A 14,503-nucleotide genomic window follows, 5' to 3' on the forward strand; every position below is an offset into this window, starting at 1 on the left:
GCGTCCACCCCGCACCGCGGGCGGGCCGCCCGCCGACGATCTGCGGCGCCCCCGGGCGCGCCGCGGCCGCGTCGCGCACGTCGGCCTTCGCGGCGTGCTCGTTGGTGCGGATGTCCTCTTCCGGTCGAGGATCGAGAGATGACTGATTCATCCGGAATCCTGCGCTTTCGTTAAACATTCTTCTTGGTGAACTGCACCGCCAGCCTCTCGAACCGGTCGGTGTCGACCGCCGGCAGTTCCCCGGCCGTGTCGGTCGTCAAATTCGACAGCGTTCCCGAAGCCTTTCGAACCTGCCCTTCGAACCCCGGCGCCGCGTTGCCGTCCGTGGGGCGGATCAGCTTCGGGACGCGGCCGAGCGTATGTCGATCGAAGGCCGGCAGATCGGCGCTCATGCTGGCGGGGCCGTCCCACGCGTGACCGTTGGATTTCACGGTGAACTTGCCGGGGCATCCGAGTTCGATATCGCTCCCATGCAGCTTCAGATACGCGCCGCCCGCCGTGACGAATACGACTTCGTCGCTCGCCGTGCCGGCAAGCTTGCCGCCGGCCGCGGTCAACTGAATGCTTTTGCCGGACTCGATTTGCGTGTCGTCGTGCTGCGATTGAATGGCCACTTTCCCCTGATGCGCGATCGCCGATACGCCATTGCCGTGCGCGAACATCGCGACGCCATGCCCGGCATGCAGATTGATTCGCTCGCCGCTCGTGATTTGCACGTGTTGCTGTGCGATCTGATCGATGTTCTCGCCCGCATACGTGACGTGCGTTTTCGGCGTGACGTTCAGCGAACCCGCTTGCGCGCCGAACGCCATGAATGCGCGGGCGTCGCCGGTAGCGCCGGATTCGGAACTGCCGGGTTTCCAGTGACGGAACGCATCGGCGAGGGTGTCCTGGCCGGCCGTGTCGGGGGAATGCCCGCCATGCCGGCCGGCATGATCGCCGAGCGACTTGAACAGCGCCGTGCATTGATTGAGCAAATGGATCAGCTCGTCGCGATCGAGCTGACCGCCGGTTGCGTGCGAACGCGCATAGGTCGTCAACAGCATGCCTTGGGCGGCGCGCAACGCCGCGGCGGCGTCGGTGCGCAGCTCCGCGCCTTCGCCACGATCGTCCCCGTAGCCGTCGATGCGCGGCTGCGTCAGGTAGCCGAGATTCAACTGCGTGTGCGCATGTTCGCTTGCCAACTGCGCGGAGATCTGCGACGGCGTGTCGTCGAGGCGAAGCTGGTTGTGCCGGCGACCCCGGATTTCCCGCGTCTTGATGCCGGACACGTAGCGATTGCCTGGAAGCGCGCCGGTATCGCTGAAGGTCGCCGGCGGGTTCGCACCGTTGCTCAACACGCCGATGATCACCAGACGGTCCGGATCGCCCGACAGGCTCCCCAGCAGGACCTCCATGCCGACGCGCGGCAGGAACAGCGCGCCGAAGCATTCGCCCGCGAGACTCGCCGCGACGCGAATCGGCGCGCTGTCGCCGGCCAGGCCGTTCGTACCGGCGCCTTGCGTATGAGCGTGGTCCGCCGGATCGAGACCGTGAAGCTGCACACGCACGCGGCCGGCCTTGTCGCAAAACACCTGCTCGCCCTGCGTGCCGACGATCGTGCCGGTCAGCAGGTGAACCGGCGGCATGTCGATCGTCGGATCGTAGGCGGGCTTGAGCGGTACACCGCGTTGCACGCACGTGAAGCTGTTTTCGTAGCGCGTGTCCGTTTGTCCCGATGCATCGGGCGGCGGAACGGTTGGCGTCAGGTTGCGGCTTGCCGAGAACAGCCCGCTTGCGCGTCCCGACAGGTCTTTCGGCAGGTTGTTCCAGATGACGTGTCGAATCGACGTGACGACGAACCGACGGCGATCGATCGACTTCATATCCAGGTCAGGGTCGCCCGCGAGCGTGAATCCGTATCCGACCAGCATGTCGCGCACGGTGCCGATGCCTTCGAAGCGCGCGGCTTCGAACTGATGGGCCAGCATCCGGTCGTGCGCGATGCGTGCGTGATCGTTCCACGAGTCGCCGACGTGCGGGATGTCGATCGCGACGTCGGTCAGCAAACGCGCGAGATCGTTCCCCGACTCGCCCTGATCGATGTCGGTGAAGGCCTCGAAATCGTCCACGCGCGCGGTCTTGTAATCCCACGACGGGCGGCGGACCTTGCCCGCGGACAGACGCTGGTCGTACGCGAAGAGCGTCACGGTGTCGCGTTGCTCGACGCCGGCGTCGCGCGAGTGAAGGCGTACGGTGCCCGCCGGCGCGTCCGGAAGACGATGCGGATCGTCGCAGAACACGAGCGTGTGAATCGGCCGCTCGTCGGTCACGCCGCGTCTGCCGTCGACCGGGGCGGCCTTCGCAAAGACCGTGATGCCTTCCCGGCGCAGCAGGCGCCGGATGAAGCGTGCGTCGGATTCGTTGACCTGCCGCGTCAGCTCGCGTGCCGGATAGCGATCGGCCCGCAAGGTCGACAGGTCGAAATCGAACGCTCGCGCGAGCGCGGGGCTGCGCTGTTTCCACTCGTTCATCAGCGTCGCCAGAATGTCCGGCACGCTGCGCGAGCGGAACAGGCGCGCGTTCGTGCGACGATCCATCAGCGACAGGGCGTCGCATACATGCAACTGATAGACGGTCAGTTCGCCGTCGGATTGACCGGCCCGCACTTCGTGCACGATTGCGTTGATGGCCCGGATGTCGCCTCGATCGGTCGTCAGCCGGACCGATACGGGCAAACCGAGAAACAGCGCAGGCGGCAGATGATCGTAGGTGGATACGCAGGTCAATTGCCCTTCGATGCCCGACATGAGCCCCTCGCGGATATCGGCGTGATGGAGCGCCAGCAGATGACCGACTGCGCGTTGCGCCTGACCGAAATGAAGAGCGACCGGTCGCTTGTTCCGGTCGACCAGACCCGACGCAAAGTTTCGCAAAGTTGCTGCAATCGACATAACGACAATCTCGTTATTTTTTGTTCCGGATTCGGATGGGTTCGAATCCGCCTCTCAGGGTGACAAGGCGATGGTCTTTGGGATTTCGGTGCGAAGAATAGCAAGCTATTTCTATCTTTAACTGATATTTTTATTTTGAGATGGAAAATAAGTTCTTTTGAAACAATGGTTAATGTTTGTTTGGCTTGGGCGGGGATTTTGTTTGAATGAGAATATATCGATTCGACTATTCGGGATTGGTATTTGTCTCGACTCGTTTTCCAATATCGCTGAAGTAAGGATTTTTTGTCCGGACATGATTGAGTGGGAGTTTGAAAAATCGGAATTGTCCCGACTCAATGTGAGCAGCGACATGTCATGTCTTTGAGATCGATGCGAGCGGGCTTGCGCTCTGGCGCGCGATATGCCCACCCGTCGATCGAATGTTGAAAATGCAGGATGATTTGATCAGCGCCGCGCTTCACTACCGGTTGTCGAAGCGGGCGATGCGGGGATGCGTCGCCGGGCTATCGGTGGGCGAGTCGCGGCGCGAATGCGCGCGTGAATGGCGTGCCGGATCCGAACGTGTTTCGCGAGTCAGGCGATGGCGCGGGATGCGTTTGCGGATGCTCGACGGGCGCCGCCGCGCGCTTTGCGTCGGTTGTTGTCGCCAAGGCAACACGGTAGTGTTGCCCATTGACGTGCCGCCGGGCCGACAATGAATCTGTGGCAACGCGTGCCGGCATCGGCCAGTTTCAAATGGCGGATGCGTGGCCGATCATTCCATCCTATAGTGCTCGTCGTTGATTGATCTGGACGCGTTCGGGAGTTCGTCGTGTTTCACCGGAGATTCAAATTGGGCTGTTCACGCTTCGCGTGCATCGTCGCCGTGACGACAATGCTGGCGCCAGTCGCGGCGCATGCACAAGTGGAGGCTGGCGGCGCCGCGACGCACGTCGCGGCGGCTGTCGATCACGGCACGTCCGCGGCACGACCGATCGTCGGCGACGACCCGGTTGCCATCCGGGAAGCGTTGCAGAAGCTGCACGTCGATACGCTCCCCCCTTCGTTGCGTGACCGGATTCGCGGCGCGGTCTCCGGCGCCGCCGGCCGGCACGGCCCGGATCCCGACCTGGCGGCCGTCGGTCTGGATCGTGACGTGACATTCGTGGTGCCGGTGCGGTACGGGCTGAGATACCGGTCACGGCCGCACCTGCTGACGCTGGATGTCGACCTGTTCGATGCGGAGCGCGACGGCCGGGCAGGCATCCTGCTCAGAAGGGTGACGACGGGGCCGCGAGGGCGCGGGCTCGTGATTGCGCCGGAAGCGAAGGCAAAAGGGTACATCCAGCACGTCGACATCATCGAACTCGACGCCGGACAAGGCAAAAAGACCACGGTCAGGAGCCGCATGCGGCTTTCGGCCGCCGAGTACGCGCGGACGCAAGGCGACTTCGCACTCGTTTTTTCCGGGCGCCTGGTTCGGCCTTACCTGACCGAACAAACCGAACACGCCGATCCGAGTATCGAGGAGCCGACGGACATTTCGACGAGAATCTCCACGTTGCACATGGATCTCCGCGATATCTGGCTGGTGAGTCCGTCGAGCGGCGTCGTGGTGTCGAAGAAGCTGCGGTTGTCGAAGTAGCGGTTTCCGGCGGGCCGGTCATGCAGGCGCCCGGATAGGGAAGGGCCGGATCAGCGGAGCCATCCGGCCGAAGCGGCGCGTTCGGGGGCCGCTTGTTCAACGCCGGGTTTTCGGTATAATGGAACCACGTTCGGAATGTCGAACGTGAGAATTCAAGCATCCAGAGTCGGGTTTCCGACGCCAACCTGCCCTCCCGGGCAAGGTGGACGCCCTCGAGGCGATGCGGCCGATTGACGGCAACGAAACGGGAGCAGCATGGCTGGCACCGGTTCGATAACCATTCATCCGGAGCAACCATGAGCCAAGTTTCCTCCGCTTCCCATCCGACGGTCTGTGAAGACTGGTCGCGTTTTCTTCCCGGTTTCACGTTGACGCATACGGTTCATCTCGTTTCGAGACGGAATCCGGGCATTGTTTCGACCGCGGCTGCCGTACTCGAAGGTGAAACGGCGACGGTCGACCGGTGGGCCATCACCCGCTGTGGCGACGTGCTCGAGCAGAAGATCGTGCTCGGCGAGATGACGGAAGGGCAAGCGGTTCGGCTGCGTGAACGGCTTGCGGCGCTCGATGGCGTGCTCCGGACGAGGGTCGAGCATCATTTCGTTCGGGTGGGGGCGGCGGCCGCCGGACATGGGTCGAAGAGCGGCCATTAGACGATGCGTGCGAGTCGTGGCTTCATCTGCTGAGTTGCATTAGTTTTAGTTGCACGTCGCCATCAGTTCTGGTTTAACGCAGATTTCTTTGAAAAATCAACGGCTTCCTTGGCTTGCCCGGTCACACCCAAGCCGGTCGGTGTTTGCGTGCACGTCTTGAGTATCGGTACCCTCGTTTTTCCAATAGTTTCGGTTACGGCCGGCCTCGCAGAGAGCCTCGATATGTATGCGGTTCCGTTGCGGTCAAAAGGAAAATCCACCATCTGGAGGATTTTCTTATATATGACCTCTTTTCCTGGCGACGGACAGCTCGCTTCGGGCGCTCGCTCAGGGAAGGGGCGATGATGTGCTGAGTGCTGCTGTCGCTTTTGCTACTCGATAGCGTGCCGTTGCCGTACAAAAAAATGGTGACTTCGACGACCAGACTGGAAGGTCAACAGTCGGCGAGGATGTCCTTGAGCTTCCAATAGCGCTTACCCAGCTCTCGCACGAGCGAGTGTTCGTCATAGATAGCGACATCGAATCGTCGCGTTGCTGCATTGATATTTCGTCCGTCGATGGAGTCGGCATAGCCCGCCATCAATGCGTTATGGACGCCTTCCGCGTACTGCTTGGCAAGGTGGTATTGGTCGTACATCGTCAACACGCGATACTTTCTCTTGGTGTCGTCGCGGGCTTCGGCTACTTCGGCGCTTTCACCTTCCTTCGTCTTTCGGCCCCGCTCGGCGGAACTGGCATCAACGCGCCGCGCGCGAACGAAGATAGGCCACCAAGTGATGCCCTTGTCATCCTCTTCGACGAACTTGTCCCACTGCTTGTTGAAGATGTCGATGACATTGTCGTTTGCATAGAATCGGAATTCCTCGTTTGGAAACTCCTTCGCCAATTCGGCCTTCAGATACGAGAGACGGCGCAACCTCCCCACCTTTTTGATGAGTTCCGGATAGTGCTGCGCAAACAGCCACATCTGATTATCCGGGCTCTGGCCGCCGTCTTGCGGGAGCCGTTTGCCGTTGCCAAGTGCTTCCCGGTTCAGCTCAACGAGCCGGTCAAGTACCGGGCCATGCTGATGTATGAGCTTCGAAAGCATCTCGTCCAAGTGCTTTTCGGCCGGCGACTCGTAATCGTCAAGTTGACGCTGGCAATATGAAATCACAAGGCTCGCTGAGTGATTGCCTCGTTGCATTTGCGCCTCGGCCCGCTTAGCGCTACTTTCGAGCCAGCTATAGTCAAGATAGACCCAATGTTTCCACTCATCACTTTCAACTCCGATTGAGCGTCCCTTGTCGAGAGCGACTAAGGCGACGGACCATCCCTTGAAAGCCCCGTTACGGCACATCTCAATCACGGCGCTGCGATACGCTGCCAACTGCCGGTCGTTGTGAATTGACTTGTACTTGTTCTCGACGACGATTAGCGCCCGGTTTTGGGGGTCGAGAATCAGGATGTCGAGCCGTAGAAACTCAGTGATGGAAAACTCGCGCAGGACCACGGCGCCGTGAAAGCCAGACATGTTGATGCGCGCGGGCGTCCACTCGGCGAAGAACTTACTGCTTCGTGCGCTACCGATGATGTCGGATTTCTGCATGGACTTCCAAGCCGCGATGAGGAAGTCCTTGAGGATGGCGTCACCTTGCCCATGGCCCTCACGCGGATTGAGCAGCCACTGCAACATCTGCGAATGCTGGGTCTCTGAAGGCGTTAGGATGTCGAAAACATCATTCGCCCTTTTCAGCGCCTCAATGGCACGCCCGGTGTTGGGGTCGCCGACGAACTTCTGGAAATCCTCGTGCGAATACGACTCTGTCTTGCTGGCTTTCATCTGGTTAGAATCCCGAGGTCTGTCGCTGCAATTTTTTGCCGGCGCGCTGATGTTGCGACCGGCGCAGCGGGGTCGATGCTGACTGCTTTGTTTACATTCTGAAGCAACGGACAAACCCCATGTCGGTTGCGGTAGCCGCGATGCCTCCGGTAGCTACGGCGCCGTGTCGGAGTGCCTTTGTCAGCCCGCCCTGACATGGGCGAGGACGTGGGTGTTCTGGGTAGGTCGCACTGACCTGCCCTGGAATTTTCGGACCAGTTGAAACTTGAGAGAATGGCTTCCAACGGAGAAAGGGAAGTCATGAAGAAGAGTCGGTTTACCGAAGAACAGATGGTGACCATCCTGCGCGAGGCGGACAAGGCGCCGGTCGCTGAGGTTGCGAAGAAGCATGGGATTAGCGAGCAGACCATTTACAACTGGCGGCAGCATTTCGGCGGGCTGGAAGCTGCCGACGTGAAGCGGCTCAAGCAGCTCGAGCAAGAGAATGCGCGGCTGAAGAAGATGCTCGCCGAGCGAGATCTCGAGCTGGACGTGATGAGAGAGATCAACGCAAAAAAGTGGTGAGCGCGCCCGCCAGACGCCTGCAGGTCACGTACGCGAAGGCACGTGGCCTGTCGGAGCGACGTGCGTGCGCGCTGATGTCGGTTGCCCGATCGGCGCTGCATTACGAATCGACGCTGGCCGTGCGGGACGCGCCGGTGCTGGCAGCGATGAGCATCCTGTCGGCGCAATATCCGCGTTATGGTTACCGCCGTATTCAGATCTTTCTGGAGCGGCAGGGTCACCCGATGAGCGCCGACCGGGCCTGGCGGCTGTGGCGTCTTGCCGGGTTGCAGGTGCCGCGCAAGCGACCTCGTCGACGCGTGTCGGTCCATCGCCCTCGGCCGCAGCCAGCGACGACGGCACGACACGTCTGGGCGTACGACTTCGTATTCGACGCGTGCGCCAACGGCCAGCAGCTGAAGTGTCTGACGGTGATCGATGAGTACACGCGTGAATGCCTGGCAATCGACGTGGCCGGATCGATTCGTTCCGGACGTGTCATCGAAGTTCTGTCCCAACTGGTCAGCCTTCATGGTGCGCCTCGTTACTTGCGTTCGGACAACGGCCCGGAGTTCGTATCGCGGGCCATCCTGAAGTGGGCGGCACAAAACGGCATGGACATGGCGCTCAGCGATCCCGGCAAACCTTGGCAGAACGGCGCGGACGAGAGCTTCAACGGCAAGTTCCGAGATGAATGCCTGAGCCTTGAATGGTTTCGAACGCGCACGGAAGCGAAGGTTGTGATCGAGCAGTGGCGGCGTCACTACAATGCCATCCGGCCGCATTCGAGCCTGGCCTATCTGACGCCCAACGAGTTCAAGCAGCGGTATTGTTCAACTGAAGCAACCGAGGCCGTTCTCCAAGATTGAAATGGCCCGAAGAAATCAGGCAGGTCAGCACTCTTTTGGGCGAGCCACTCGGAGGCGGACGCTCGCTCAAGAAAAAGGGCAATGAAGTGATGAAGACTGCGATTGCGTTCGCGTCCCAAGGAGCCACTCGGTTATGAGCTCGACCTTGGCTCGCCGTCGCAGCGGTTTCTGACGTCGTAGCCAACCATGAACAGGGCCTTCTCAGCTAGAAGGAAATCAGATTTCCCAACAACCTGTTCGATGCAACGCGCTCCTAATCTCGCGAATTGCGCGCGCTGGAGATTGCTTATTGAGTGCAAGTTGGGGAAAGTGAGATGGGCGCAAGACGGGTCGCGTCGTCGTTTTGACTCTCGACTGGCAGGGAATCGAAATGCTTTCGGAACATGATGAGAAACGCGGCGCGCGATAAGTCCGAGAGCCGCGGTAACTCGCCCGTCGAAAATCAGCACATCTTGGGTTGGTGTGCCCCAGCCTGCAGAAAAATCTAATGCTGCGGCGGCAAAGATTTTTGTGGTTCCGGACGTCATTGGGATGTCGTCCCGAGCGAACAGACCGTCGAGAGGTGTCGTCGATGATGCGCGCAGAGCGCGCGTTGCAGATTGGATGCTTGAAATCAAATTTCCGCGCCGAGTTCGCTCGTCGAGCCAGTCGATGCGCGCCGCGTCTTCTCGGTCGCGCACGCCGCCCCAATCAAGAATTTTTCGGCAAACTACGTTCGTCAGGAGTTCATCTCGGCTTCTCATGGCGCATTGAAGCGCGGCGCCTAACTGCTCAAAGCTTCCTGCGGGGTGGCGTGTCCAGGAGTATCGATGGCCGGCTTCCCTCAAACTCGAGCACGACCAAACAGGCGAACCACCGTTTTGCTGGCGCCAAGCCCTGAAGACCGCCTCACCTTTTCCACGAAGGCTCGTTCGATAACAGTGAAAGTGGCCAGCGTGACAACTGTCTACCGGCTTCGAATCCGGTTCTGACGTTTCACATGAACAGAGCCACAAGCTCCGGATGGTTTCGATGGTCGCCGAAGACAGTCTATGGCCTCTTTCTCGATGCGTCTTGTCTGGACCGTCGACTGCCGCAACCCAACTGCTTCCGTACGGAAGCAGTCCTTTGATGGGTTCCCAATTCTGAATAGGGCCGTCCGTTTGACCTGGTGGGCCCTTCCATTCTTTCTCGAGTGCTTTCATCTCCACGTCACCCCGGTAGCTCTTCGCACCACTTGCCCGTGGTGGCTTGAATTCGTAAACGCTCATCGGTACATCACGATGCGACCGACAATACCTCGTTCAAAAGTCGTCGGGAAGGGTCTCGCTTGCCGGCATCACGTCGAATCCAAACAGCATGCGTAGCAGGCGAAGCTTGTGGGTGGTGCCTTCCAGCTTCGGCTGAATTCTAGCCTTCAGGTCATCAAGGTGCTGCTGCTGGAGGCGCAATTTGCGTGTGTACAGCGCGAACGCAAACTCACATGCTGCCTCGCCTTGTCGCCGGTTGTGCTGTTCGAAGATGTTGGCTAGCAGGTCCAGCATGAACTGGCTGGCGCTCGCTTCTCGCGAGTAGTCCAACTCGCTGGGTCGCGCGCAGCGCAAGAGTGCTGCCTGGATGGCGCCATCGTTGTACCGTGTAAAGTTTTCTGGATTGAGGATGACCTGCTGGAATGCGTCGGTGGCGAGCCGGTCACTTTCACTCGTAAATTTTTTCCCCTCTCTGGCATTCTGGAGAAGCGCGCCGGCCGTCGCCAGAACGGCAGCGTTTGTGTCTTGCTCCTCCTCGTAGAAGCCGTCCCAGTACGCGAAATCAGGGCGGAGTCGCATATCCTTAACGAGGTTATCGTCGAGCGGCATGAAGACCGCGTTCCCCAAGCCGTCCGCGGAGCCAGCGAGGCGCTCGAGGCGCGCAGCGAAATGGGCACCCAACTGCCATTGGATGTCTCGCAGCGCCTGTAACTCTTCCTGAAACGACTCGTCGATACCTTGTCCAACGGCGATGCCCGCAAATCGCTTGATTTTGATTTCGGCTCCTGTCGCCGAGTGTTCCAGATTCATCGGAAGTGCGGAGAGCTGGGCTGCGGTCTCCGTAATCTGGGCCCCAATGAAGTAGGTGCGCGCGCCCGAGTGGACGTCGCGTAAGTCACGGCTTATTGAAAGCAGGCGCGTGCCACGCCCGACCACCGCTGCAACGACCAAAATCGCGGCCTTACCATCCAGCTTGGCGTCACCAGACTCGATTTCGGCATCGCTTACCAGAGTGAGCGGAGTCGCTCGATGCATGACCTCCCGCAGCCTCGCAGCACAGTATTCCGCAATCTCGAGCGACGCTTCATCATCTTGATAGACGATGGCGCTTACCGATGCGGGGGTCTGCTGACTCACCAGCTTGTCGGCAAAATTCCTAAAGCCGGGGTTACCCATCAGCTTCCGCCCATCGAGATAAATGGGGCGGACTTTGGAGGTTGGAATCGGGCCGCGAGCTTGAACAGCGAGCGCGCCGTTTAGACCGTAGGCCTTACAGAAATCAGAGACATCTTGCAGCCGATGTTGCTTCTTTCGGAGCAGGACGGACTTCGGCAACAAGTCCTCTGGAGCGAAGCGCTCGCCGACGATTGGCAGGTCCTTCAGGTGTTTATGGTGCGGTCTCTCATCAAGGTTTGCCGGAGCCGGAAGTGCAAAGAGAGCATCCGTGGCGTCCTTCGCGTCGGCCAGCGTCAGAAGCGTGACGACCTCGGTTGCATCGCATTTCACCTTCTGTTTCCAGTCTCGCTCCAGATTCATCGACGATGATGCCGAGATGAGCGCGAACGACGTGCCATGAAGCGGCGCGTCGATTTTATCTATTCCTTCGTGCGAATGGAATGTGACTACGCGAGGCTTTGCAACGCCGAACAAGGTGCAGTACATCTCACGCAGCGCGTAGGCCACCGCAGCAATTCCCATCGTGTCGACGAAAATCACATCGAGTTTCGCCCCAACTTTCATGGCGCGATTGCAGAGCTTTTCGAGCAGAGCGAATGCGAGGAACTGGACTCCCTCAACTTCGGTCAACGCTTCTTCGGCACGCAAGAAGTGCGTCGAGCGCTTTTGAGACGGTTTGACGAAGGTGAAGCCCGGCGGCGCAACGACGGAGACGTGCTTGGCCGAAAACAGTTTTTTGAGACCCGCGTTGCGGATGGCCGCGGTCTGTCCGCGGAACAACTGTTCAAGGTCGGCAACCGGGTTAGTGAGCGCATCCACGTGCTTGATGGTCCCGTCGTGGCCAAATGAGCAGATACAAAGACAAACTTTGTTTGACGTACGGTTCGAAGCCTGGACGAGCAGCGATTGCTCGAACGCCTTCTTGACCTCAGCGGCTTCCTCTGTCTCGCAGATGATGGCGACCACGTCCGGCGGATTGATGCCTTGCAAGCCGACCTCAATGGCATCGGCCAAGTTCGCTACGTTGAATGTGCCAGGGGGTTTGAAGAGGAAATGGAAGTTTCGGACCGGCGAACTGCTTTCGAGTACCCAATCAAACGCAAAAAAGCCTTTCATCGCGACACCGCCGTCGTCATGGGAATAACAATGGAGTACGACGCGCCTGCGGTGTGGCTCAGCTCTCTCTGGTCTTCAAGCCAATGCGTTGGCTCGAATGCGCCAGTGGGTGTGTTCGAAAAATCCTGGACGAGGCAAATCCGTCCCGTGCGGAGTCGAAGATATGCGTTCAACTCGCTCAGTGTCTTGAGTACGTAGGTAAGCCCACCACCGCTCGCATTCGTGTCCTTCGTTGTCGCGTGCAGAGCGAAGCAGCGCTTAACGATGTCGACCTCTTCGTCAATGGAAAGAGCTCCTTTGGGCGGCGCACCGTATCGTGACATCCAGCGCCGGACGAGACCGGGCCCGGTGTCAAGCACCGTCAACTCTAAAAATGACGTGCGTTGGAGAGGGGAATCCCCGCCGGGCGCCGCCGCAGCGTGAGCCGCAGTATGCTCTGCGAGGTATTCGCCAAATACCGCGTCGTCGGAGACCACCTGCTCGTGTTGAGCATCTCGGTCATAGGAAATGAACTTCGCCATGAGCGCCCGTACGTTTCTTACATACGGTTTCCCCTCCTCGTCGACGGTGGCGTGCTCATCCGTGTTCTTGAACAACTCGTAAATCAATGTTCCAATCGCGGTGTTATCTTGCTCGGAAACCTTCCATTCCGCCGCAGGCGCGCATGCACTGATTATCTTTGAGGTGAGCGAGACAAAGTCCGCTCGCGAGCGCAACCCACCGGGATGCGGTCGGCTATAAAGCGGAAGGAGATATTCGTTCTTTGCCCGCGCGAAGCAACAGAGGAAGACCCCTCTGCCGCGCATCGTGTCGCGGAACTGACTCTCCTGCATGGCCTGGATTCTGCCGACGCCAAACGACAGTGCTTCCCGTGTCGATAATGGGTCTTCACGTCCCGGCACTTCGACCGAGCCTGCGAAATACGTGGACACCAGCCCGTGAGGTTCTTGCGCCAGGGCTTCCATCGGATTGCTATCGGCGTTTCCGTACAGTCGAAGCGCGGAATTCGCCTGCAGGCGCGACCAGGTCGCGACGTATTGCATCAGCGCCGATGGGACGCCAACTGCACCGCCATACCGAAGGGAGAGTGGAATCCGCAAAATCGAATCGCGGACCGCTTCATCGTACGCGGCTTCAATCTCGCGGAGGCTGACGGTCTGCTGGAACGAAATCATAGAGAAAATGTAGAACGCTCAGGGTTCAGGGTGCTGACAGCCGTCGGCTGGTAGAAGAATGCAGCCTTCGCCGCCAGTCCGATGACACGAGCATAGCGGACTTAGGAAGGCGGTAGAACGGCCATGGCCGTTGAGAGCATGTCTTTCGGCTCCCTCGGGCCGGTCAGCGAAACGCCATTCTAGCCTTCGCTTCAACAGGTTGCCTACCGAGGGCTGGCGAGGCGATGCGGGTGCATTTCCGGACCCGTTTGCCCGCTTCCAGTAGTAGTACGCGAACCCCAGCGCCCCGTCTGTCGATGCGGGGCACCTGAAACCCGACCACAGGTTGGACGACTGTGCCGTCAGGGCTCCACTGTGGAATCCTCTAGCGTCGGTCTCGTCCAAGCCACGGCGAACGATAGCATCCGTACGCCCAGTAATTACATTCCAGGCAGCGATTGCTGGCGCGAGGTCGGCAACGCAGCGTCATTCCAAAGCTTCGTAGCGAGCGGATGACGGGCAAGATGGATGAGGCGATATAGCGGCCCCTTGTTCATGTTGACGAATAGCGGCTTGGACTGGGCAACCTGCATCTTAGTCAGGTCCGTGACGAGCGATTCCCAATACTCAAGATACACGCTGACTTGTTCGCGCTTGGGAACCTCTTTCAGCCGCAAATTGTTGCGCCAACCCGGCGCGGCCGCATCCAATCTTGAACTGGCCAGATTGAAGTCGACACCGATGTTTCGCTGAACGTCCATTACGCTGAAGTGAATCAAGAGGTCGATGTTCGGCCGAGCGGCAAGCTTGCGGATAATCTCGAAGTCCAAGTGCTCGATGTTGAATGGGTCGAGGAAGGCGAAATGTAATCCCCTCGGAAGCGTCTCGAGCACCCAGTCAACGGTCTTGGATGCGGTGCCCGCGCATGCCTGCACTTTGGCGCCTGCGGCGCGAAGTCGCGAGCTACAAGCCTCCACGCTTTCAGCATCAGCATCGGCGATGTATATCTCGTTGAACGGCGCTCCACCGCGTTCCGACATACGCCAGGCAGATAACACGCCGCCATCAGAGATAACCCCCGATTCACGGTTCATGACTCGTCCTGGCCCCGAAAAAAGGTCGATAAACGAGGCATATGGCCATTTTGCGCGAGCTTTTCGGGCGGCGTCGACATAACGGGACAGCGCCACACGTTTGTCTTCCGACCAAGGACCAACCTTCATGACCGGCAGACCATCAGCCGGGTCGATGACAATCTCGTCGTCATTTTTTTTGACCATGCTTGTGTCCCGTATTTTGAGGGCTCAATGGGGATGTCAAATAGTATGCCGTTATTTCAAAATATCTACTAAAACCTGATAATCTTTCGAGAGACCAAGAG

9 protein-coding genes and 1 riboswitch are annotated in these 14,503 nt (G+C 59.4%); of the genes, 3 read left to right on the top strand and 6 right to left on the bottom strand.

The features are described from left to right. Positions 1–170: 170 nt before the first annotated feature. The gene (locus tag LGM42_RS12660) at positions 171–2,933 is read right to left on the bottom strand and encodes a type VI secretion system Vgr family protein (protein ID WP_226232332.1); all 2,763 of its coding nucleotides are present in this window, start codon (positions 2,931–2,933) and stop codon (positions 171–173) included. A gap of 814 nt (positions 2,934–3,747) precedes the next feature. On the opposite strand from LGM42_RS12660, the gene LGM42_RS12665 reads away from it, so the two are divergent. Both LGM42_RS12665 and LGM42_RS12670 read left to right on the top strand, forming a co-directional pair. Next, a complete protein-coding gene (locus LGM42_RS12665) occupies positions 3,748–4,560 on the top strand; it encodes a hypothetical protein (RefSeq protein WP_226232333.1) in 813 nt (270 codons plus the stop codon). Positions 4,561–4,711: 151 nt separating this feature from the next. Continuing rightward, positions 4,712–4,814, top strand: a riboswitch (SAM-I-IV-variant riboswitch). 42 nt (positions 4,815–4,856) lie between these two features. Beyond that, positions 4,857–5,213 (top strand): hypothetical protein, encoded by a 357-nt coding sequence (locus LGM42_RS12670; RefSeq protein WP_155644586.1) that lies wholly within the window; start codon positions 4,857–4,859, stop codon positions 5,211–5,213. A 433-nt stretch (positions 5,214–5,646) separates the two neighbouring features. Here the strand turns inward: LGM42_RS12670 and LGM42_RS12675 are convergent, their stop codons facing one another. Beyond that, on the bottom strand, positions 5,647–7,035 hold the full coding sequence (locus LGM42_RS12675) for a PD-(D/E)XK nuclease family protein (RefSeq protein WP_226232334.1): 1,389 nt from the start codon (positions 7,033–7,035) through the stop codon (positions 5,647–5,649). A 300-nt stretch (positions 7,036–7,335) separates the two neighbouring features. Between LGM42_RS12675 and LGM42_RS12680 the strand changes: the two genes are divergently transcribed. Then, positions 7,336–8,447 (top strand): IS3 family transposase gene (locus LGM42_RS12680; protein WP_089465892.1). Its coding sequence is split into 2 segments (ribosomal slippage): positions 7,336–7,585 and positions 7,585–8,447, totalling 1,113 coding nucleotides; the frame shifts between segments, so codons are not numbered across the junction. Positions 8,448–8,578: 131 nt separating this feature from the next. On the opposite strand, the gene LGM42_RS12685 is transcribed toward LGM42_RS12680, so the two are convergent. The 4 genes from LGM42_RS12685 to tcmP form a co-directional block, all read right to left on the bottom strand. Next, on the bottom strand, positions 8,579–9,190 hold the full coding sequence (locus LGM42_RS12685; RefSeq protein WP_226232335.1) for a hypothetical protein: 612 nt from the start codon (positions 9,188–9,190) through the stop codon (positions 8,579–8,581). A gap of 540 nt (positions 9,191–9,730) precedes the next feature. Beyond that, entirely contained in the window at positions 9,731–11,968 is a 2,238-nt protein-coding gene (locus tag LGM42_RS12690) for a hypothetical protein (protein ID WP_226232336.1), read from the bottom strand. Continuing rightward, the gene (locus LGM42_RS12695) at positions 11,965–13,143 is read right to left on the bottom strand and encodes a hypothetical protein (RefSeq protein WP_226232337.1); all 1,179 of its coding nucleotides are present in this window, start codon (positions 13,141–13,143) and stop codon (positions 11,965–11,967) included. The genes LGM42_RS12690 and LGM42_RS12695 overlap by 4 nt, the downstream gene beginning before the upstream one ends. A gap of 419 nt (positions 13,144–13,562) precedes the next feature. Beyond that, a complete protein-coding gene (gene tcmP / locus LGM42_RS12700; RefSeq protein ID WP_226232338.1) occupies positions 13,563–14,402 on the bottom strand; it encodes a three-Cys-motif partner protein TcmP in 840 nt (279 codons plus the stop codon). Positions 14,403–14,503: the final 101 nt, after the last annotated feature.

This window comes from Burkholderia sp. AU39826, from assembly GCF_020419965.1.
GTDB lineage: Bacteria > Pseudomonadota > Gammaproteobacteria > Burkholderiales > Burkholderiaceae > Burkholderia > Burkholderia semiarida.

Bases quoted from the DNA above. Each gene is read 5' to 3' on its own strand.
- LGM42_RS12660 (WP_226232332.1), bottom strand. From the start codon at position 2,933: ATGTCGATTGCAGCAACTTTGCGAAACTTTGCGTCGGGTCTGGTCGAC.
- LGM42_RS12675 (WP_226232334.1), bottom strand. From the start codon at position 7,035: ATGAAAGCCAGCAAGACAGAGTCGTATTCGCACGAGGATTTCCAGAAG.
- tcmP (WP_226232338.1), bottom strand. From the start codon at position 14,402: ATGGTCAAAAAAAATGACGACGAGATTGTCATCGACCCGGCTGATGGT.
- LGM42_RS12670 (WP_155644586.1), top strand. From the start codon at position 4,857: ATGAGCCAAGTTTCCTCCGCTTCCCATCCGACGGTCTGTGAAGACTGG.
- LGM42_RS12685 (WP_226232335.1), bottom strand. From the start codon at position 9,190: ATGAGAAGCCGAGATGAACTCCTGACGAACGTAGTTTGCCGAAAAATT.
- LGM42_RS12695 (WP_226232337.1), bottom strand. From the start codon at position 13,143: ATGATTTCGTTCCAGCAGACCGTCAGCCTCCGCGAGATTGAAGCCGCG.
- LGM42_RS12690 (WP_226232336.1), bottom strand. From the start codon at position 11,968: ATGAAAGGCTTTTTTGCGTTTGATTGGGTACTCGAAAGCAGTTCGCCG.